At 42.5% G+C, this 21,917-nt stretch carries 19 protein-coding genes; 7 read left to right on the top strand and 12 right to left on the bottom strand.

The features are described 5' to 3' along the window. Positions 1-5: 5 nt before the first annotated feature. The gene (locus EQM06_RS04340) at positions 6-1,295 is read right to left on the bottom strand and encodes an amidohydrolase (protein WP_128745172.1); all 1,290 of its coding nucleotides are present in this window, start codon (positions 1,293-1,295) and stop codon (positions 6-8) included. A 238-nt stretch (positions 1,296-1,533) separates the two neighbouring features. On the opposite strand from EQM06_RS04340, the gene EQM06_RS04335 reads away from it, so the two are divergent. Next, positions 1,534-2,025: a stage V sporulation T C-terminal domain-containing protein gene (locus EQM06_RS04335; RefSeq protein WP_128745171.1), complete on the top strand. Its 492-nt coding sequence runs from the start codon at positions 1,534-1,536 to the stop codon at positions 2,023-2,025. A 74-nt stretch (positions 2,026-2,099) separates the two neighbouring features. Here the strand turns inward: EQM06_RS04335 and mfd are convergent, their stop codons facing one another. The 5 genes from mfd to murC form a co-directional block, all read right to left on the bottom strand. After that, the gene (gene mfd / locus EQM06_RS04330) at positions 2,100-5,525 is read right to left on the bottom strand and encodes a transcription-repair coupling factor (protein ID WP_128745170.1); all 3,426 of its coding nucleotides are present in this window, start codon (positions 5,523-5,525) and stop codon (positions 2,100-2,102) included. Next, the gene (gene pth, locus EQM06_RS04325) at positions 5,518-6,108 is read right to left on the bottom strand and encodes an aminoacyl-tRNA hydrolase (protein ID WP_128745169.1); all 591 of its coding nucleotides are present in this window, start codon (positions 6,106-6,108) and stop codon (positions 5,518-5,520) included. The genes mfd and pth overlap by 8 nt, the downstream gene beginning before the upstream one ends. A gap of 29 nt (positions 6,109-6,137) precedes the next feature. Beyond that, the gene (locus EQM06_RS04320; protein WP_128745168.1) at positions 6,138-7,088 is read right to left on the bottom strand and encodes a ribose-phosphate diphosphokinase; all 951 of its coding nucleotides are present in this window, start codon (positions 7,086-7,088) and stop codon (positions 6,138-6,140) included. Positions 7,089-7,195: 107 nt separating this feature from the next. Beyond that, the gene (locus tag EQM06_RS04315; RefSeq protein ID WP_128745167.1) at positions 7,196-7,897 is read right to left on the bottom strand and encodes a UDP-N-acetylglucosamine diphosphorylase; all 702 of its coding nucleotides are present in this window, start codon (positions 7,895-7,897) and stop codon (positions 7,196-7,198) included. Between the two features lie 10 nt (positions 7,898-7,907). Next, a complete protein-coding gene (gene murC, locus EQM06_RS04310; RefSeq protein WP_205666592.1) occupies positions 7,908-9,296 on the bottom strand; it encodes a UDP-N-acetylmuramate--L-alanine ligase in 1,389 nt (462 codons plus the stop codon). Positions 9,297-9,554: 258 nt separating this feature from the next. Between murC and purR the strand changes: the two genes are divergently transcribed. The 4 genes from purR (at position 9,555) to trxA (ending at position 12,358) form a co-directional block, all read left to right on the top strand. Continuing rightward, complete coding sequence (gene purR, locus EQM06_RS04305; RefSeq protein ID WP_128745165.1) at positions 9,555-10,364, top strand: pur operon repressor; 810 nt, start codon at positions 9,555-9,557, stop codon at positions 10,362-10,364. Positions 10,365-10,488: 124 nt separating this feature from the next. Next, positions 10,489-10,773, top strand: a complete 285-nt coding sequence (gene spoVG / locus EQM06_RS04300) for a septation regulator SpoVG (protein ID WP_128745164.1) — start codon at positions 10,489-10,491, stop codon at positions 10,771-10,773. Positions 10,774-11,011: 238 nt separating this feature from the next. After that, complete coding sequence (locus tag EQM06_RS04295; RefSeq protein ID WP_128745163.1) at positions 11,012-11,923, top strand: NAD(P)/FAD-dependent oxidoreductase; 912 nt, start codon at positions 11,012-11,014, stop codon at positions 11,921-11,923. Positions 11,924-12,046: 123 nt separating this feature from the next. Further along, the gene (gene trxA / locus EQM06_RS04290) at positions 12,047-12,358 is read left to right on the top strand and encodes a thioredoxin (protein WP_128745162.1); all 312 of its coding nucleotides are present in this window, start codon (positions 12,047-12,049) and stop codon (positions 12,356-12,358) included. 130 nt (positions 12,359-12,488) lie between these two features. Here the strand turns inward: trxA and EQM06_RS04285 are convergent, their stop codons facing one another. The 3 genes from EQM06_RS04285 to EQM06_RS04275 all read right to left on the bottom strand — a co-directional run bounded on the left by EQM06_RS04285 (position 12,489) and on the right by EQM06_RS04275 (position 15,963). Then, the gene (locus EQM06_RS04285; protein ID WP_128745161.1) at positions 12,489-13,679 is read right to left on the bottom strand and encodes a coenzyme F420-0:L-glutamate ligase; all 1,191 of its coding nucleotides are present in this window, start codon (positions 13,677-13,679) and stop codon (positions 12,489-12,491) included. 40 nt (positions 13,680-13,719) lie between these two features. Then, positions 13,720-14,535, bottom strand: coding sequence for a lytic transglycosylase domain-containing protein (locus EQM06_RS04280; protein ID WP_128745160.1), 816 nt, complete (start codon positions 14,533-14,535; stop codon positions 13,720-13,722). 69 nt (positions 14,536-14,604) lie between these two features. Further along, the gene (locus EQM06_RS04275; protein WP_128745159.1) at positions 14,605-15,963 is read right to left on the bottom strand and encodes an NCS2 family permease; all 1,359 of its coding nucleotides are present in this window, start codon (positions 15,961-15,963) and stop codon (positions 14,605-14,607) included. 238 nt (positions 15,964-16,201) lie between these two features. Here EQM06_RS04275 and EQM06_RS04270 point away from each other — a divergent pair, with 238 nt between their 5' ends. Together EQM06_RS04270 and EQM06_RS04265 are read left to right on the top strand one after the other, a co-directional pair. Next, positions 16,202-18,151, top strand: coding sequence for an FtsW/RodA/SpoVE family cell cycle protein (locus tag EQM06_RS04270; RefSeq protein ID WP_128745158.1), 1,950 nt, complete (start codon positions 16,202-16,204; stop codon positions 18,149-18,151). Continuing rightward, positions 18,148-19,521: a penicillin-binding transpeptidase domain-containing protein gene (locus tag EQM06_RS04265; RefSeq protein ID WP_128745157.1), complete on the top strand. Its 1,374-nt coding sequence runs from the start codon at positions 18,148-18,150 to the stop codon at positions 19,519-19,521. The genes EQM06_RS04270 and EQM06_RS04265 overlap by 4 nt, the downstream gene beginning before the upstream one ends. A gap of 62 nt (positions 19,522-19,583) precedes the next feature. Here EQM06_RS04265 and pyrE read toward each other — a convergent pair whose 3' ends face one another. From pyrE to EQM06_RS04250, 3 genes are all read right to left on the bottom strand, one after another. Continuing rightward, positions 19,584-20,270, bottom strand: coding sequence for an orotate phosphoribosyltransferase (gene pyrE / locus EQM06_RS04260; protein ID WP_128745156.1), 687 nt, complete (start codon positions 20,268-20,270; stop codon positions 19,584-19,586). A gap of 97 nt (positions 20,271-20,367) precedes the next feature. Then, positions 20,368-21,276: a DUF3298 and DUF4163 domain-containing protein gene (locus EQM06_RS04255; RefSeq protein ID WP_128745155.1), complete on the bottom strand. Its 909-nt coding sequence runs from the start codon at positions 21,274-21,276 to the stop codon at positions 20,368-20,370. Then, entirely contained in the window at positions 21,266-21,781 is a 516-nt protein-coding gene (locus EQM06_RS04250) for an RNA polymerase sigma factor (RefSeq protein WP_128745154.1), read from the bottom strand. The genes EQM06_RS04255 and EQM06_RS04250 overlap by 11 nt, the downstream gene beginning before the upstream one ends. Positions 21,782-21,917: the final 136 nt, after the last annotated feature.

Raw genomic sequence — 21,917 nt, 5'->3', positions numbered from 1 at the left:
TCCTTTTATAGCTGACTTATTATATTCTTCGTTGCCTTATTCGTCTCAAACATTGTCTTTTCAAGGTCTATAGTGGTGTATACTCCATCTTTATACAGTACCTTTCCATCGACCATTGTCAACACAACATCTCCCCCACAGGCGGAATATACGATATTATTTACCATATCGTGAACAGGCACAAAGTTTGGTTTCATAATATCCAGAACGATCACATCGGCTTTATATCCCACAGCCAGCTTTCCGCAATCTTCTCTTCCCTGCGACAGAGCACCTGCTCTTGTGGCTGCATAAAGAGTTTCTGTCGGTGTGACAGCCGTCGGGTCTTGATACTTTTCCTTAGAAGAAATTGCAAAAATCTTCATTTCTTCAATAAAATCTAAACTGTTATTGCTGGAAACACTGTCCGTTCCTATGGAAACATTGATTCCCCTTTTCAGCAATTCGGGAACGTTGCAGACACCGCTGGCTAATTTCAAATTGCTGATTGGATTACTTGCCACTGTAACGCCTTTTTCTTTCATGATATCCATATCCTCCGGCTCCACCCAGACGCAATGCGCCGCCGTTGTCTTGGAATCCAGCAGACCCAGATCATTGAAGTACTGTATAGGCGTCATGCCGTTATGCCTTGCCTTACATTCTTCATGCTCCAATTTCGTTTCTGAGACATGTACGTGCATATTGGCTCCGATAGCCTTTGTATAGGCTGCCATTTGCTGAACCGTCTTTGGATTGGAGGTATATTCTGCATGCAGGCTCATGTCAATTTTTATTCTTCCGCCGGCTGTATTATGATAGTTTCCATACAAAGCTTTCATTTCCGAAAAGCTTTCCAGAGAGTATAAATCGGAATCCGTAAAATTGGTAACCCCTCTGCCCACATTGTCTTTTGTTCCGGCCTGTTCTATGGCTTTTACCATGTCTTCACAAAAATAGTACATATCTGTAGTTGATACAATGCCGAATCGAAGCGATTCAGCCATAGCCAACATGGTTCCCCAATAAACGGCGTTGCCGTCTAATTTAGCTTCAAAAGGAAAAATTCTTTCATTCAGCCATGCTTGCAAGGCCAGATTTTCACCATATCCTCTGAGCAGGGTCATCGGAGAATGAGCATGAGTATTATAAAATCCGCTCATCAAAAGCTTTCCTTTTCCGGGATAGCTTTCTCCATAATCCGTAAATGGCATCTCCTTACCAATATAATCGATTTTTTCATTTTTTATTCCTACATACATATTTTCCTGTAACTGCATATTTTCATCTAAAATTGATATATTTGTAAAAATCATTTGAAACCTCCTCTATTTCGTAATTTTATTACATAGACATTATATTATACCATGCAAGTAACTATATTTCATCTTTTTTCTCAGAACCGTTCCATATGGTTTCCAACTTTTGTTAGCATTATTTTTCTCAATGCCGAGTATAAATTTTCCTCAGTTACAAACAATATGAATAAAATTTTAGCAAGAATTAAAAACAACTTGCATTTTAAACCAAAATAGTATTTAGGAGGAATCATTTATGAAAGCAACAGGCATAGTTAGAAGGATAGACGACCTCGGCAGAGTTGTTATACCAAAGGAAATAAGAAGAGTCCTCAGAATCCGGGAGGGAGATCCTCTTGAAATTTATACCAGCAAAGACGGCGAAGTAATATTGAAGAAATATTCTCCTATTAACGAGCTTAGCCAATTTGCAGGTGAATATGCAGAAACAGCATCTAGCGTTTTGGGGAGCACCGTTGTTGTATCTGATACGGACCAGATCATCGCTGTATCAGGCGGGATGAAGAAAGATTTGTTAGACAAAAAGATTGATCATGAATTAGATCGAATTATTCAAAGTAAAAACAGATTAACAGAGCAAAACAAAATCGTTGTACCTATTATCTCTCAGGGAGATTCCATAGGCTCCATTACCATATTGCCAAAAGACGATAAAGTATTAGGCGATGCGGAACTGAAAGCCGCTGAAATCGGTGCAACCTTCCTTGCACGTCAAATGGAAAGCTGAACAAAACAAAACCTGGCTAAAATGAACGGATTCCTTCAGGGCAGTCCGTTACTATATCGCCAGGTTTTTTATAGCTACTCTTCTCTCATGATTTCAAGCACCCTAAGGGTTTCTTCCAGCTTGTTATTTTTCTCCATAGTGTATCTCACCATCGGTTTTACACCGCCGTGAATAAAGATTCGCATTCCAAAGCTGGCGGACAGCCTTCCATAAGCCTGTGCCTTAAGTGGGTTTTCCGGAGCGAAATCAAAGACGATCTTATTTCCGTCCTCATGTATTCTTGTAATACACAAGCTCTCAGCCATGGAGCGTATTCTTGAAACCTTAATCAAGTTCATAGTTTCTTTAGGAATTTCTCCAAACCGGTCAATCAATTCATCAATAATCTCTTCCTCTGCCTCCAAGCTGTCAATAGCAGCAATTTTTTTATACATTTGAAGCTTAAGGACTTCATCTGCGATATATCTGTCCGGAATATAGGCCGTGACCTGAAGCTCTATGGAAGCCTCTTCCCGATCCGGATTTACGACTTCTCCGCCTAAAGCTCTCACCGCATCATCCACCAGTTTACAGTACAGCTCGTAACCAATCATCATCATATGCCCGTGCTGTTCCATTCCCAGAAGATTTCCTGCTCCTCTTATTTCAAGGTCTCTCATAGCCACCTTAAATCCGGCACCAAACTCCGTAAATTCTTTGATTGCCCGCAGTCTTTTTTCAGCCACCTCAGAAAGGACCTTATCCCTTTGGAACATCAGATAGGCATAGGAAAGCCTCGTACTTCTGCCGACTCTGCCCCGCAGCTGATAAAGCTGCGCCAATCCCAGTCTGTCCGCATCCAGCATAATAATGGTATTGGCATTTGGAATGTCTATACCGGATTCTACAATGGTAGTGGCCACCAGTACATTGCTTTCGTTATTGATAAACCGAATCATAATATCTTCCAGCTCATGCTCGTTCATCTGCCCGTGAGCCACTTCCACCTTTGCATGAGGAACAAGCCGGTTTATCTGGGCAGCTATTTTGTTGATTCCAAGTACCCGGTTAAAAATAATATAGACCTGTCCATCCCTTGCCAGTTCCCTTTCAATAGCCGTTTTAATCAGTTCGTCTTCCTGCTCCAGCACATAGGTCTGCACCGGATATCTTTCTTCCGGCGGTTCTTCTATCAAACTCATATCCTTTATACCTACCAGGGACATATGAAGCGTCCTTGGAATCGGAGTAGCGGACATGGTAAGAACATCCACATTCTTCCTCAGCTGCTTGATGGCTTCTTTATGCTGAACGCCAAACCGCTGCTCTTCATCTATGACCAGCAGACCCAAATTCTTAAATTTAACATCCTTGGAAAGCATCCTGTGCGTACCGATCACTAAATCCACGGTACCTTTTTCCAGCTGAGTCACGATCTCATCCTGCTGCCGGTCACTTCGGAATCTGCAAAGCATTTCCATCTTGAACGGGAATTTTTCAAACCGGTCTTTCAGCGTCATATAGTGCTGATTCGCCAATATCGTAGTCGGCACTAAAACAGCAGCCTGTTTTCCTTCCGCCACACACTTAAACAAAGCTCTGGCCGCTACTTCCGTTTTCCCATAGCCCACATCTCCGCAAAGGAGTCTGTCCATGGCAATCGGACGTTCCATATCGGCCTTTATTTCGCTGATTGCTCTCAACTGATCTGCGGTCTCCTGATACGGAAAACTATCCTCAAACTCTTTTTGCCAAACCGTATCTTCTGAAAAAGCATGCCCTTTTTCGATCTGCCTTGCTGCCGAAAGCTCCAGCAGCTCTTTAGCCATATTGGCAATAGCCGCCTTCGCCTTCGCCTTTGTTTTTTTCCACTCACTGCCGGATAATTTGTTGATCTTCGGCGTCGCACCGTCTGCGCTAACGTACTTCTGAATCAGATCCATCTGCTCTACCGGTACGTAAAGCATATCCTCTCCGGCGTATTTTATCTTTAAATAGTCCTTTTTTACCTGCTGTACAACCAGCTGCTCAATCCCCAGAAATTTACCGATTCCATGGTTCTCATGTACGACAAAATCTCCTTTGCGCAAATCGGAAAAGCTTTGGATTGCTTTGCCCTTCTGATTGTTTTTTTTCGGCCTGTGCTTCCCTTGTTTTTGATTGGTAAAAATATCGCCGTCCCAGATGTAGCATACCTTTTCCTCAGGGAATTCCATTCCTCCGGTAATGCTGCCTTTCTTAAACGTAATTTTTCCCGTCAGACCGCTCCGCTCTACAAATTCAGACAGGTTTTCAACCCGCTCGTCTGTGGAGCATACAATAGTGATTTGATAATTTTCGCTGACATATCGTTTTAATGCTTCTGCCAGGAGATCCATCCTGCCGTTAAATACAGGTCCCTGTTTACTTATGACATGATGAAGCTCTGCAAGTTTGACATCCCCCTTGATCCGCTTCTGAAAAGGCGTAAATAAGTATACAGCAGGTTGTTCATATAGTTTAAAGTACTCTTTTTCATCCGAAAAAGATTTATAATCTTTTGGTATCACGTAACCTGTTTCAAGTAAGACTTCAAAATCCATCTTGAACTCTTTGATCCGTGCTTCCATGGCTTCGATCACCCTATCCGGATCATCGATCATAACCGTGGAACCTTCGGGCAGGTAATCGTGCAAATAAGCTGTTTCTTCGTAGAAATAATAAATATAGTTTTCCAGCAGCTGAATATTTGTGCTGTTTTCAACGTATTCCAACAGTTCATTTTTTCTTTTTTCAAGCTGCTCGATTTTATGAATTTCTTCTTTACTTTTTTCTTCTTTATTGCTTAAGCGTTTAATATACGCAGAATATTCCTTATTTATTTTTTTAGCTGCTTTATCAAAGATTTCTCTCTCGTTCTGCAAAAGCTCCGCCGGAAAAATGGTTATATTGTTTAAATTTTTTGAAGCCCGTTGAGTATCCAGATCAAAACTTCTTATGGAATCTACTTCTACGTCAAAAAGCTCAACCCTGTATGGATGTTCCGCATCCGCCGTAAAAACATCTATGATGCTTCCGCGAACACTGAACTGTCCCTTGGCATCTACCATAGGAACTCTCTCATAACCCATAGCTACCAGTCTCTGCTTCACGTCCTCCAGGTTCACTTCATCTCCCAGATTCAGCCGAATTACATTCTTTTTAAAAGTATCCGCAGAGGACATTTTTTTCAATGCGGCAGCTATGGGTGCCACGACAAGGCAGTCTTCTCCGGTTACCAATGCCTTTAAAATTTTTAGTCGATCCAGAAGCTCATGATGCGTCTTTGCTTCATATCTAAGAAACATTTCTCCCGTATCAGGCATGATATAAACCGTTTTATGGGCAAAAAAAGACAGGTCTTCCCCCAGTCGCTTTGCTTTGATAGCAGAGGAGGTCACCACCAGGGTCGGCCCCGTTTTCTTCCCTGCAATATAAGCGCTGACAGGTGCTACCCGTCCTTCTGATATTCCGGATATATTTATGATTTTATTATCACTCATTACCCTTCTCTTCTCCTACAGCTCCTTTTGTATTGTATTCATTCATCGCCTTGTCTATGCCAAATTGTAAAAAACACTCTATAGCATCAGCTGTATGAGCCACGGCCTTTTCAAAAATTTCTTTCTCCTCTTTGGAAAAGCCGGAAACGACAAAATCTTTTAAGTCGGCATATTTACTGTTTCCCATGCCAATTCTTATCCTTGGAAATTGATCGGACTGCAGATCATATACCACCGAACGCATCCCGTTATGAGTGCCTGCACTTCCTTTTTTCCGAATGCGCACACTCCCTGCCGGTATGTCGATATCATCATAGATGACCAGCAACTTTTCTATGTCCGCTTTATAATATTCCATAACCTCACGCACAGAATTGCCGCTTAAATTCATATAGGTCTGCGGCTTGACCAATAAAACTTTTTGGCCGGAGATGTTTCCTTCTCCGACCAAAGCCTTATGTTTTATCTTTGTAATTTTGATTCCATGCCTGTCAGCCAGATAATCCAAGGTGATAAATCCAATATTGTGCCTTGTATTCTCATATTTCTTTCCCGGATTTCCAAGTCCAACAATTACGTACATAATTTTATATTATCCTTTTATCTATAGTATTAATCAAATAGCTTACTGATTGAATCGTTTGTAAAAATTCTCATCATAGCTTCCGCAAACAGCGGTGCTACAGAAAGCACTTTAATTTTATCGATTATTTTTTCCTCCGGAATTGGTGCGGTATTTAAGAGAACCAGTTCTTTAATCGCTGAATCTGCAATTCTTTCAATAGCCGGACCGGAAAGAATCGGATGAGTAGCACATGCGTATACTTCCTTTGCTCCAAGGCCTTTTAAAGCATTTGCAGCATTGGTAATCGTACCGGCCGTATCGATCATATCGTCTACCAGAATAGCTGTTTTGCCTTCAATATCACCGATGATATTCATAATTTCCGACTTGTTTGGTTCAGGTCTTCTCTTATCAACAATGGCAATCGGAGCATTTAAAGGTTGTGCCATATTTCTTGCTCTCGTAACACTTCCATGATCCGGAGATACGATAACCAGATCCTCCAGATTTTTATCCTGGAAATATTTCACTAAAATAGGCATCCCTACCAGATGATCCACGGGAATATTAAAATATCCCTGGATCTGTGCCGCATGTAAATCCATTGTAACCACTCTGTCAGCTCCCGCAGCAACGATCAGATCTGCTACCAGCTTTGCCGTAATAGGATCTCTTGCTTTTGCTTTTCGATCCTGACGAGCATAACCATAATAAGGGATAACCGCATTAATTCTGCCGGCTGACGCTCTCTTCATCGCATCGATCATGATCAGGACTTCCATCAGGCTGTTGTTTACAGGATTGCAGGTCGGCTGAACAATGTAAGTATCCATACCTCTTACCGTTTCCCATAAATTTACGGATATTTCTCCGTCGCTGAACGTACTCACCGTAGCCTTGCCTAATGGTTTTCCCATAATCTTAGCAACTTCCTCGGCCAGTGCCGGATGTGAATTGCCCGTAAAAATCTTGAAATCTGAAAATGCTCCGCTTTTCATTTGTTTTCTACACCTCTTTCTGTTTTTATCCATAGCTTCTTCGATAATACTATCTTAATTCTTAAATAAAAAATTAACTTCCGTTTTCATTTTCATCCAAATTAAAATTATTTATTCTTTTTCTCTAATAGCCCCCTGCGTTCTACCCAGCCTTCGATAATCCTTTCCTTAGCACGAGCCACATAAAGGGAACCCTTCGGAACATTCTTCGTTACTGTACTGCCCGCTGCTATATAGGAGCCTGCCTCAACGGTTACCGGTGAAACAAGATTCGTGTTACAACCGATAAAAGCGCCGTCCCCAATAACCGAGCGGTGTTTATTTTTCCCATCATAATTTACAAATACGACTCCACAGCCGAGATTTACGTCTCTGCCCACATCGGAATCCCCGATATAGGTGAGGTGAGATGCCTTTGCTCCATCGCCCATGCTGGAATTTTTAACTTCCACAAAGTCACCTACCTTGCAATGGTTCCCAATCGTACTGTTCGGTCTGAGATAAGCAAAAGGTCCGACCTTTGTATTGCTTCCCACTGAGCTTTCCGTAATAACCGAACTCTGAATATCCGTACAGTCTCCGATGGTAGAATCCACGATTCTGGTATTCTGCCCAATAACGCAGTCAACTCCGATTATAACTCTTCCTTCTAGTGTAACACAAGGATAAATTACAGTTCCTGCTCCTATTTTTACCTCCGATCCTATGTAAGCAGTCCTTATATCCACAAATCTTACTCCATTTTCCAAATGTTTTTTATTTATTTCCAATCTTTGCTTTTCCAATTCAAGACATTCTTCCATTGTCATAATTCTTCTGTTATCTCCTTCTGTCTTTTTCCAAAATAATTTCCGCGACCTTATAAATATCTCCCGCTCCCATAGTTATGACCAAATCTCCGCTCTGAGCATTATTAATAACAAAATTGGCAATTTCATCAAAATCGCTGAAATAGTATACATCCTTTGTCGGATGTAATCTCTTTATTTCGCTCACCAGTTCCTTGGAACTGATCTTGTATACATTTTTTTCTCTGGCAGCATAAATCTCAGTCATGACAATTTTATCTGCCTTGTCAAAGGACTCGGCAAACTCGTCAAACAGGGCAAGTGTTCTGGTATACGTATGGGGCTGGAATAGGCACCACAGATCTTTATGGGGAATGTTCTGCGCCGCGGCAAGCGTCGCTTTAATTTCCGTCGGATGATGGGCATAATCATCAACAATCTGAATATTGTCGGAAGTGATGCCGATAATATCAAATCTGCGCTGAGTTCCAGTATAACTTTCTAAAGTAGACACAATGTCATCAATATCCACTCCCAGAGAATGACAGCACGCAAAAGAAGCGAGCGCATTTAAAATATTGTGCTCACCCGGTATGGACAACTGAATGGTGCAAAGTCTATTTCCCTCATGATTCACGTAAAATTGCGGCATTCCAAAAGAATTGAAGGCTACATCCGTTACATAATAGGTGCAGTTTTCATTGTATCCAAAAGTCACTGCATTGGGTAAATCTTTTATAATACCATTTACGAAGGGATTTGCTTCGTAGGCAACGATCATACCGTCTTCCCCTACGAGATCAGCAAACTTTTTAAAAGAACTGACAATATGGTCGATATCCTTAAAGTAATCTAAATGGTCTGAATCTATATTAAGTATAATCTCAATTTTCGGTTTTAAATGGAGAAAACTGTCCATATATTCGCATGCTTCCGTAATGAAAAATTCACTTTTTCCCACTTTTACGTTGCCGCCGATTTCGGATAAATTTCCTCCTACCAGAATAGTTGGATCCTTTTGTGCATGTTCCAATATCAATGAGATCATGGATGTAGTAGTCGTCTTTCCATGGGTTCCAGATACGGCAATGCTGTTTTTATATTCCGACATAAGCACGCCCAATATGGTGGCTCTGGTCACCGCAGGAATATTCAATTCTGCAGCTCTCACCATCTCGGGATTATCCTGGGTGACTGCCGAAGAATACACGACTAAATCTGCGCCATCCACATTTTTTTCCCGTTGCCCCAAAAAAATATGGGCACCCTTTTTAATCAGCCGATCTGTTATTTCGCTTTCTTTCATATCAGATCCTGAAACAGTATACCCTCTATTTAATAAAATCTCAGCAATGGCACTCAGGCCGATACCGCCGATTCCTATGCAATGTATATGATTATAATCAGATAAATTTATCACAATTTATGCCTCCAAAATATATATTTAATGTTGAATAGGCTCCAATAAACCCATCATGGTTCATTATACCATAAATTGTTCAAAAAAATCCTGCATTTTATTAAAATATTATTCGATTTTATTAGATGCTTGTGTGTTATAATGAACGCAATGATTAAAATCGGCGTTGCCGTAAAGAAGCGCCATTGGATCATGCTGCCACGGAGCTTGCATGGTGCAATGAACGTCATGATTTATTTAACACGTAGGAGGACACTCATGAAAAGAGCTGAACGCGTAGCAGCCATTATAAAAATTTTATCGGATACTCCAAATAAGCTATACAGCTTAAACTATTTCTGTACTCTTTTCGGAGCGGCAAAATCCAGTATAAGCGAGGACTTGCTAACGGCAAAGCAGACGCTTCAATCCGTGAATCTGGGAATCATACAGACCATATCCGGATCTGGCGGCGGTGTAAAATATATTCCCTATATTTCAGATGAGAATTGCAGACTGCTTCAAGAGGAATTATGCGAAAAGCTCAGAGACGGCAGCAGAATTTTGGGCGGAGGTTTTTTATATACCTCAGATGTGATGTTTGATGCCAATATAGCCAGACAGGTAGCAACCGTTTTTGCCAGAAAATTTCAGGATTACAAAGCCGAATACATCGCAACCATTGAAACAAAAGGTATTCCTATTGCAACCATGACCGCACATATGTTACATCTTCCGATGATCATCATTCGCCGGGAAAGTAAGATATCGGAAGGCTCCACTTTGAGCATTAATTATTTTTCGGGCTCCTCGGATCGGGTGCAGAAAATGTCCGTGTCAAAGCGGGCTGTTGTTCCCGGTTCAAAGGTTTTGATCATAGACGACTTTATGCGTGCCGGCGGCAGTGTAAAGGGCATTAAAGATATCTTGGCAGAATTTGAAGTCGAAATTGTCGGTACCGGAATCGTGATTGCTTCCACAGAACCCGAGAAAAAAAAGATACAGGATTATTGCACATTATTGTATCTGGGCAAAGTGGATGAAAATACCAAGGAAATTGAGGTCTACAGCAATTGTCAGATTTTTTAAAAAATACTTATTTTTTAGTCAAAAACCCTTGTATTTTTTTGGTTGTTATTGTATAATACTGGCAAATATCTATTTTATTAAATGTGCAGCATATTTTTGTGGCATGAAAGGATGGTGACCAGATTTGAATATTACTGATGTAAGGGTTCGTAAGGTTAATGATGATGGAAAGATGAAGGCCGTTGTTTCTGTTACCTTTGATGATGAGTTCGTGGTGCATGATATCAAAATCATTGAGGGCCAAAACGGATTATTTATTGCAATGCCTAGCAGAAAGATGGGTGAAGGGGACTTTAGAGATATTGCCCATCCACTTATTTCGGAAACCAGAAACAAAATCAAAGACGCAATCTTTGCCGAATATGAAAAAGTTCTGGAAGAAAAAGTTGACGTTGCGCCTGCAGAGTAGTCTCAGGGCGAGTTACATAGTAGGTATTATAACATTTTTAAATCGATGGAGGAGCAATTTTTATAACTGTCTCCTCTTTTTCTTTTATATCTTTACCGTCTTTTTCCTGCACACTGAATATTTTCCGTCATTTTCAGGAAAATAAGCATATAATAGTTGAAATTCTAAGTTTATCTATGCTTTAATATAAATATAAAATTAGTTGACAGAATATAAAACAGAAAGGTTTAGGCTGATTATGAAAAATGTGATCATTATAGGTAATGGCCCCGCCGGTATTTCCGCAGCCTTATATACGGTGCGAGCTGGGATTCACACCACCGTTATCGGAAGCGGCCTCGGTTCTTTGGGAAAGGCTGATAAAATTGAAAATTATTATGGTTTTGAATATCCTGTATCCGGTACTCGCTTAGTCGAAACAGGCATCGCACAGGCAAAGCGTCTGGGAGCAAAGGTGATCAAAGAAGAAGTCGTAAGCGTCAGTAGCATAACGGCTGAACCGGATTCTGCACCGAATGGGCAGACCTTCTCCGTCCGTACGGATAAACATGAATACCTTTCGGATTCGGTCATTCTGGCTACAGGTACCTCCCGCACGGCTCCTCCTATCAAAGGCCTGCAAGAATTGGAAGGAAAGGGAGTCAGCTATTGCGCCATCTGCGATGCTTTTTTCTACAGAGGTAAAAATGTGGGTGTACTGGGGAACGGTGAATATGCATTAAATGAGGCAAAAGAGCTTCTCCCCGTTGCCAATTCGGTTACATTACTGACAAATGGTACGGAACCTGCCGTTCCGTTCCCACAGGAAATTAAAATTGAAAGGCAATCCGTTTCCAGCTTTAATCCCGGCCCTTCCAGCCCGCTGTTAGGCGGAATCGGATCTCTGGAATCCGTCACGCTGAATCATGAAAACCAGATCAGGCTGGACGGCGTCTTTATTGCTTACGGAACTGCGGGAAGTACTGCTCTGGCTAAAAAAATAGGTGCTTTTACCGAAGGGAACAAAATCATAGTAAACGCTGATATGTCCACAAACGTTCCCGGGCTATATGCGGCGGGAGACTGCACCGGCGGGCTGCTTCAAATATCTAAAGCCGTAAGCGACGGTGCTATTGCCGGAACCTCCGCCATCAAATATCTCCGCGGATAAATTATTTTTTAATTCGGTGATAATGTCACAGAATCTGGGTATAAAATATAATATAATTGTGACATAAAATAAACCAATACATTTTGAACGCATAGAAAATATAAGATAAAAAGGAGAAAAGATATGTCAGCATTAACAGTAACAAAAGATAATTTTCAAACAGAAGTAATGGAATCCGACAAACCGGTACTCATTGATTTTTGGGCTTCATGGTGCGGTCCATGCAAGATGGTCTCCCCTATTGTCGATGAAATTGCAAAAGAACTGCCGACCGCAAAGGTCTGCAAGGTAAATATTGACGAACAGCCTGAGCTTGCCAGTGCTTTTAATGTCATGAGCATCCCGACACTGGCTGTAGTCAAAGAAGGCAAGGTAGTCAATGTGGCTGTAGGCGCACGTCCGAAGCAGGATATCGTGTCCATGTTAGACGATTAATTTTACACAAGTCTGCTCTTCAATGACCTTGCACAGGAGACAAGGCTTCATACCAAAAATAAAAAACAGAAGCAACGCGCTTCTGTTTTTTCGTTTATTTATTCTTTCATTTTCACTTTTTTATCTTGTTTTATATCGTATAATTATCGAAATATCCTTGAATATAAACAATGGGCGTGCCCTTATCTCCGCTTCCAGACGTCAGATCGCAAAGAGAGCCGATTAAGTCCGTTAGTCGCCTCGGCGTGGTACCCTGCGCAGCCATGGAATCGCCCAGATGGCTGTCCTTCTTCTTGATACGGTCTGAAATAGCTTCTTTGAGAGCATCTCCGCACAGATCAGCAAAATCATTGTCCGCAAGATATTTGATTTTGATTTCATTTGGAGTGCCTTCCAGCCCTTCCGTGTATCCCGGTGAAACCACCGGATCTGCCAGCTCCCAGATCTTGCCTACCGGATCCTTAAACGCACCATCCCCGTAGACCATTACCTCAATAGTCTTTCCGGTTCTCTCCCGGATTTCTTTCTGAATGCTTTTTGAAAATGCCGTACAGTCATTGGGAAATAACTTGACTGTATCTTCCGTTGCCTTATTGGATCCAAGAATCCCATACTTTGTATTGAATCCGCTTCCCGACACACTCTTATTGAGCAGGTCGTCCAGTCCCAGCACGATATCCGCTCCGGCTTTCTTTAAGATTCGCTTGGTTCTTTCTCGGGTATGAATATCGCAGGTCAATACATTCTTGGTGTAATTTAGAATTGTTTTTGGATTATTTGAAAAGATAATTTCTGCTTCGGCTCCTTCGTTTTCAATAAGCTGTTTATAATAATTTACATAATCCATCCCCGTAAAAGTGTGCTTTGATTTTCCAAAAAGATTCTCAAACTGTTCCTGATCTAATACATCCGTGTACGGATTAATATTTTTTTCATCCAGTAAATCAATATCCACCAAATGATTTCCCACCTCATCGCTGGGATAGCTAAGCATCAGTATGACTTTTTTCGCTCCTTTAGCAATTCCTTTCAAACAAACGGAAAATCGATTTCGGCTCAGAATGGGAAAAATCACGCCTATGCTTTCTCCTCCCAGTTTCTCTTTCACGTCCTCTGCAAGCTGCGATGTGGTAGCATAGTTTCCCTGTGCTCTCGCCACAACCGCCTCCGTAATGGCCAAAATATCTCTGTCCTGAATCTCGAAGCCGTGGATTTCAGCAGCCTCCAGCAATGTATCTACTGCTATCCTTTTCAAGTCATCTCCTTGTCTGATAATTGGTGCTCGTAATCCTCTGGAAACTGTTCCGATCCTTCTCTCCATTGATATATCCTCTCTTTTCATCGTATTTTAACTGCTGCCTTTATAGATTCTTCAACGAATTTATCAGCTGGCTTACACCCAGATCGTAGCTGTTATTTTCTTCTTCGTCATCCGATGCGAAGATTCCCTGCATATCCAGCTGGTGGCACAATATTTGCAGTCTTTCTGCCAGATATGCTTTTTCTGTTTCCTGATCTGTAAACGGCTGAGTTCCCCCCAGAAGTTCGGCAATTCCCGAAGAAACTGAATTCGCAGTCTGTGTTTGAAGCTCAGGCAGTTTGATGTCCTCGCCCATATATCCATAAATCTTTTTTATGTAATTCTGTGTTTCTGAAAAAGGCGGCACGCCTCCGTATTTGGCAACATTTCCCGAACCGGCGTTGTATGCCGCCAAAGCCAGCGTAATATCCCCGTTATAAGCTTTTAACTTTTGGGATATATAATGAGCTCCGCCCATGATATTCTGCTCCGGATCGTACGCATTCACCACGCCCAATGCCTTAGCTGTAGCCGGCATTAACTGCATGATGCCCATTGCTCCGCACTTTGATACCGCATTGGGATTAAATCCCGATTCCGCTTTTGCCACAGCTTTTAGCAGTTCTACCGGGACATCATACGTTTCTGCGGCTTTCGTAAAAATATCTTCCAAATCCGAATGAGCTCCCGTACCATTCGTATGATCCGGGGAACTTACAACATTTGAAAGCAAATCATTTCCCTGATTTTCAGAAACAAATTTTTTTAATGTCTGTTCAAAAGCATTCCCATTCTTTTCAGATCCGTTAATACCAACGTTTCCCTGATTTATTCCGTCAAAATATTGATTGATCGACTTTACTGTATCAATACTCATCTCAAGCTCCTATCTTGCCATATAAATAACATCTTCATTATTGTATCATATTTTTTAAATATCTCCAAACTAAAAAATCATCGTGATGATTCTCAAAATAAACAGCAGGCTGCTGACCCACATTACCGCCGGTATATCTTTCATTTTTCCGGAACACAGCTTCAAAATGACCCAGCTCAAAATACCAAACATAATGCCGTTTGCAATGGAATATGTAAAGGGCATCATGATCATGGCAATGAATCCCCCTATGGAGTCTGCGGGATCTCCCTCAAAACTCATCTTTTTAATGGAATTCATCATGAGCCACCCCACAAATATCAAAGCCGGAGCTGTGGCAAAACCCGGTATGGCGATAAAAACTGGTGAGAAAAATAAAGCAAGCATAAAAAAAACAGCTGTAGTGACCGCAGTCAATCCGGTTCTTCCTCCCTGTCCCACTCCCGCACAGCTTTCCATATACGCCGTCACCGTGGAGGTACCCAGACACGCTCCAGCAACGGTTCCAACGGCATCTGCCATCAGGGCTCTGCTTGCTTGGGGAAGTTTTCCATCCTCATCCAAGAGATCTGCCTTATCCGCTATACCGATCAATCCGCCCACCGTATCAAATAATTCCACAAACAAAAACGAAAAAACAATCACCGCAAACTGGATAAAGTTCTTTGTGATAAATCCGAAGTCAAAGGCAAACAGGGCCGGTTTTTCCGGAATAAATCCACTGCTATTGAAGTCAGGAAAGACAGAATACTGTCCGACATTTGGATTCACCGTATACCAGCCGATTTTCTGCGCAAGCATGCCTACTCCCCAGGTTACCAATATTCCCCATAAAATGGGACAAATGACTTTGTAATGATGCAGGATGCAGATGACTAAAAACCCTAAAAAAGCCAATGCAAACGGTGCAGAAGGAACCGATCCCAAATCCACTAAGGTGGAGCTGCTTGCAATAACGATCCCCGCATTGCTCAATCCGATCAAGGTTATAAATAATCCAATTCCGACGGTGATGCCATACTTTAAATTTTTAGGGACATCGTTTATAAGCTTTTCCCGGAATCGGCAGAGGGTCAATAAAATAAATATCAGTCCCTCAACAAATACTGCCGCCAGAGCAATCTTCCACGGATCCTCTATTCCCTGCTCCGCCAGAGGTATGCATACAGAATAAGTAAAATATGCGTTGAGGCCCATGCCGGAGGCCAGTGCTACCGGATAATTCGTAAAAAAGGCCATAATCAGTGTGCCGACTGCCGCCGATATAGCGGTCGCCGTGAACACGCCTCCGCTGTTCATCCCCGCATCTGCCAGCATAGCGGGATTGACCGCCAAAATGTATGCCATAGATAGAAATGTAGTAATCCCTGCCGTAATTTCCGTTTTTACATCTGTATGATGTTCTTGTAATTTAAAAAATCTTTCCATCTCATTTCCTTTCCCGTGAAGTCCTGCCCACATTGACAGATCGCATAGAGATACTAACCTGTTCCAATTTCCATAAAAACACAATAAACTATTACCGATTTTGCACGAAATAGTTAAATTTGTCAATACACGAACCGCCTTCCTATGATATACTGTTTTAGTTAGTATATCTTTTGAAACCCTGCCGCATTTACAGCACTGCGGCGGATTTCATTACGATGAACATGGAGGTAATAAGTTGTCAGACTTTATGAATAATATGGGAGAAATTCTTTCAGATTTCGGATCGCGCACCGGTGAAATCATTCAATACGCGTTTCAGTGGATCTCAGAAAATCCCACAACAGTTGCAGATTGGTACGGCGGAATCGTAAGATGGATTTTTCCCGTTCTTGCACTGGGCATACTTTTATCTGTTCTTCACGACATGCTTCGGGTAAAAAATCCGGAAGAGACCTGGGGTTATCTGGTATCTCCTGAACTCGGCAGATTTCCTATTCATCATTGGGAATGCACGGTAGGACGTGCCCGCCACTGTGACGTGATCATCAACTTTCCTACCATTTCCAGAACCCAATGCTCGCTTATCCGCGATGATGATGGAAATTGGAAAGTCTACAGTCTGTCAGAAAAAAATCCGACGCTGTGCAACGGACATCCGGTAAAGGATTCCGCTCCGGTAAAACCTGGTGAAACCATTCTGTTTGGCGGTGTACTCCTTACCCTGGAACAGATTTCAGAAGAAGAGCACGAAAAGCAGCAGCAGAACAGGCTGGCTCAGAGCCGTCCGGCACCCCCTTGGAGTTCTTTTGCCATGCTCACACTTTTCCAGATATTGACCGTACTTCAACTAATCATCACCCGGCCCGACTATGCGGATCGGATCGTGTTATGCTACGGTGTACTTTTAGGGATCATGTGGGTCTATGTTATGTTTTCAAAACTGGCAAAACGGACAGGTTTTGAACCGGAGATTCTGGCCTTTTTCGCCTGCACCCTAAATCTTGCGGTCACCACCTCTTCATCCCCCGAATCTCTTATAAAACAGACCTGCACCATCATACTGGGCATTGCTGTATTCCTGGGCTTAGGATGGTATTTGAGAGATTTAAAAAGAGTGATTCAAGCCAGACATTTTATGGCAGTGTTCACGATAGGACTTCTTTTAATCAATTTGATATTTGGTTCGGTCATACACGGCGCTCAGAACTGGATTTCCATAGGCGGTATATCTGTCCAGCCATCTGAGCTGGCCAAGGTCTGCTTCATTTTCGCCGGATCTGCCACCCTAGACAGGCTTTTTGTCAAACGAAATGTGTGGGGCTTCATGCTCCTGTCAGGTTTCTGTTTGCTGGCCTTAGCCATTATGAGTGATTTTGGAACGGCCGCCATCTTCTTCGTGGTATTCCTGGTAATAGCCTTTTTGCGTTCCGGTGACTTTGCCACATTATCCCTGGTCTGCGGAGGAGCCGTCGCCGGCGGAGGATTAATTTTAAGGTTCAAGCCATATATTGCTTCCCGTTTTTCCGTCTGGGGGCATGCTTGGCAAAACGCCACCGGCTCCGGATATCAACAGGTTCGCACCATGTCCGCAGCAGCCAGCGGCGGCTTGATAGGGGTGGGAGCAGGAAACGGATGGCTCCACAATGTAGCTGCGGCCAATACCGATCTGGTCTTTGGCATGTTATGCGAAGAATGGGGGCTTGTCATCGCTCTGCTGGCCGTTGCCAGCATCGTCACTTTATCCATTTTTGCATTTCGGGTCACGAAAACAGGACGTTCTGCTTTCTACACCACAGCAGCGTGTGCGGCGACCTCCCTGTTAGTATTCCAGACTATTTTGAACGTATTTGGTTCTGTAGATTTGCTGCCGCTGACTGGAGTGACCTTTCCGTTTATCTCCTGCGGAGGCTCCAGTATGATAAGCTCCTGGGGGCTGTTAGCCTTCTTAAAAGCAGCGGATACCAGACAGAACGCCAGCTTTGCCGTTCGCAGTCTGCCTCATTTAGGGGAGGGCTTAACGGATGCGGATGCGGAAAGAGAAAGCCAGAATGACATCGATTCTTTCCTGAAACAGTTCGACCAGATGGATACAGACCGGGAAAGTGATGAGACAAAGCAGCACCAGATCAATGATTTTCTGGATCAGTTTGACCGGCTTGATGATGAAAAGGAGGATCGATCATGAAAAAAATAACCTCCCGAACAATAGTATGTTTTTTTCTTGCGCTGGCTTTAGTTGCCGGTACAGGAATTTTTACTGTTAAATTTTTTATGGAAGGAAGTACTTGGTCTGCTTTTTCAGCCAACCGCCATTTATACACCAATAAGGTTTTAAACACCGGCAGAATACTGGATGAAACAGGTCAAGTTCTCGCTGAATATGACCGTACAGACAATAAATGGAAATACTCGAATAACTCCTATATCCGAAAGGCCACGCTGCATACCGTCGGTGACTCTACCGGAATGATCGGTACCGGCGCATTGACCCGGTTTGCCGATAAATTGACCGGGTACAACGTGATTACAGGAGCTAAGCCCATTTTCCCCGGCGGAAGAGACCTGTATCTGACATTAAATGCAGACGTATGCCAAACAGCGTATAAGGCACTGAATGGTCATAGAGGTACTGTAGGAGTTTACAATTATAAAACCGGGGAGATCATCTGCATGGTCAGTACACCGACCTACGATCCCGCCTCCCCTCCCACTATTCACGATGGAGACAAAACGTATGACGGCGTTTATATGAATCGACTGCTTTCCGCCACATTTATTCCGGGATCTACTTTTAAGTTGATTACAGCTACGGCTGCCCTGGAAAAAATTGATGGAGTGGAAAACAGAACCTTTCATTGCAGCGGAAAAGTTATGATCGGCGATCAGCTCATCACCTGTCCCGATGCGCATGGGGATCTGACCTTGGACCAGGCTCTGGCTGTATCCTGCAACTGTGTTTTCGGTCAGCTGGCTGCGGAGATCGGCAGTGATCAGCTGGCGGAATATGTAAAAAAGGCCGGTCTGACCGGCAGCCTCTCCATAAATGGCATTCATACCGCCAAGTCTACCTTTGACTTTACTTATGGAGGAAAAGGCGGATTAGCATGGTCCGGCATCGGTCAGGGAAAAGATCTGGTCAATCCGTGTGCCTTAATGGTCTACTCGGGTGCGATTGCCAATGGAGGCTCCGCCGCAAAACCTCAGATTATTTCACATACGGCCTTTGAAAAAGGCGTCCGAACCAGTTTATATTTAAAACACTCCACGAAAAAATTAATAGAGGAAGATACAGCATCCAAGCTGGCCGATATGATGCGAAACAACGTAATCAATCAATACGGTCAGGGAAATTTTCCCGGACTTACGATCTGCGCCAAATCCGGAACAGCCCAAAGTGATCATACCGATGAAGACAACGCCTGGTTCACCGGTTTCCTTCAAGATCCGGATCACCCTTACGCATTTATTGTTCTGGTAGAAGAAGGCGGCAGCGGGAGCAAGGTTGCCGGAAAGGTGGCTAACACCGTACTGCAGGCTGCTGTTAAGTCCGAATAGAGCATAAAACCCCCTTTGTCAGGTTTTTAATCTAACAAAGGGGGTATTTTATACTGGATGAACTACAGGACACAATATTGAGCCAAGTATCCTTCCATTCGTTCCTTCATTTCATCATTGATAACGATCTTCCCATCTATTTCCACGTTATACATGGTATCAATGATCTCTCTGACAGTCACCAGAGGATAGGTCTTGATACCGAATTCTTCCTCAATTTCCTGAATAGCCGTCTTCTCTCCCTGGCCTCTCTCCATGCGGTCTACAGAGATAATCAGACCTTCGACCTTTACCTTGGCTGCTGCCATTAGTTGGGGCAGTGTTTCTCTGACAGCCGTTCCGGCAGTGATAACATCTTCGACTATCAAAACCGAATCACCGTCTTGAAGCTTATATCCCACCATCTTTCCGCCTTCTCCATGATCCTTCTCCTCTTTTCGGTTGAAGCAGTAATTCATATCTCTGCTAAAATCTCTGGACATGGCAATCGCCGTAGCCACCGAAATGGGAATGCCCTTGTAAGCCGGTCCGAATAGTGCCGCAACACCTTGATCTATATTGCCGTTTTTCATATTTTCCGCTATGCAGCTGGCATAAAAGTGCCCCAGCTTGTCTGCCTGTGCACCGGTCTTATAATTTCCGGTATTTACAAAATACGGTGTCTTTCTTCCGCTTTTGGTTGTGAAATCGCCGAAAGTCAATACGCCCGATCTCACCATAAACTCCATAAACTGTTTCTTATAGCCCATATTTGTCTCCTTCATTTTTCACCAGGGATGTTTCAATATCTGTTTTATTCATTATACCAAAAAAGGAGCAGATACAACACTATAAAATCCTTATAAATTATTTTTGAATTTCAAATTCCTGTATGCCCATATAGCCCGGTGCGATTTCGTATTTATTAAAGACAATCACCGGATTTCCCGCTTTATTTACATAAAACTGCTGGTCATCTGCAATGGTTTTAAAAGCTTCATCTTCCATGCCCTCACACGTATCCCAATACATACTGCCCGGCTCTTTTTCCCGTTCTGCGATTTGTTCTTTAATCTGCTTATTGGCAATTTCCTTATAATCCTTGCCCAGCAAACCTTTTAAAGTGATAGGCTTTCCGGTCGTTAAATCATAATTGTAATAAAACATATCAAAATAAGCACTTGCCATAGTCTGTGTTTTATATACGGAGAAGGACAAGATCTTATCATTCAGGCATTTCACGTCATAATCCACGCTTATTTCAGGATGCATATAATCTTCCTCTTTCCCTCCGGTGGCCAAATAAGCCTTTTTATCCGCTTCTGTCGACTTTTTGGTTTCATTTACTGCTGTCGTTACTTGCTTGTGAACCAGCTCATTAATTTGCTGTTGAAGCTTTTTATCCTTTAAGCCTTCAATCCCCGGAATTTTCATATCCGCTACGTAATAATCGGTTTCCTCATGAACCTGTTCGATGGTAAATACCTTTGCCAAGCTGCTCAAAACAGGAATATCTGAAACGGTATCCGCAAATGCCTTACTTGTATTCACCCCTAATCCAAAGGATCCCACTATAATTACTACTGCTGCTGCTGCACTTCCCACTCGTCTTTTCATCTTTCTACCTCTTTGCTTCTTTTCTCTCTCTGTTTTTTCCTGCAATAATTCCGTTTCCGCACGGTCTATGGTTTGCTGCACAATTTGTTCCAGGTCTTCAGGAATTTCCACATCCTCATAATTTTTCTTAAGATTTAAAAATTCTTTATCATTCAGCATCACTAAAATCCCCCTCTCTCATTTGAAATTTCAATAAACGCAATCCCCTGTAAAGCCTGCTTTTCACAGAATTAATGTTTTCTTCCAGTATCTTTGCTATTTCTATCAGTTTCATGTCTTCAAAATAGCGCAGTACAATAACGGTTTTGGTTTCGGTGTCCAAGCTTTCAAGGGCTTTATATAAAACCATGTAATCCGCTCTGCTGGATAAGCTGTCCTCTGCTTCCTCCGGCAGTTCCTCCGGTGCAGTGGCAATCATACGATTGCTCCTTCTCAATTCATCCAGACAAGTGTTCACCAGTATTTTATAGAACCACGGCTTTACACTGCTCGGATCTTCTATTTTCTCATAAGCCTTTATTGCTTTGTAAATGGATTCCTGAACCATATCCAGCGCCGTATCCTGACTTTTTACGTAACTGTAAGCAAGCCGGTAAATATTATTCTGGTTTTTTTCAATAAATTCAATTAAGGCTTCATAAACTTCATTTTTTAATGTCGACATTCTGTTCTCCGCCCTCCTTACACTATTATAACGGTACAGCCGGGCAAAAAGTTTCAAAAATTTTTATTTGGTTGAATGCAAACTGCATTTATTTTTGCATTCCGTTAAAAGCCATAAAAAAAGGAAGCTCTTTTAA

It is taken from the genome of Aminipila luticellarii (assembly GCF_004103735.1).
GTDB lineage: Bacteria > Bacillota > Clostridia > Peptostreptococcales > Anaerovoracaceae > Aminipila > Aminipila luticellarii.
This window is presented reverse-complemented; position numbering and strand designations above follow the sequence as displayed.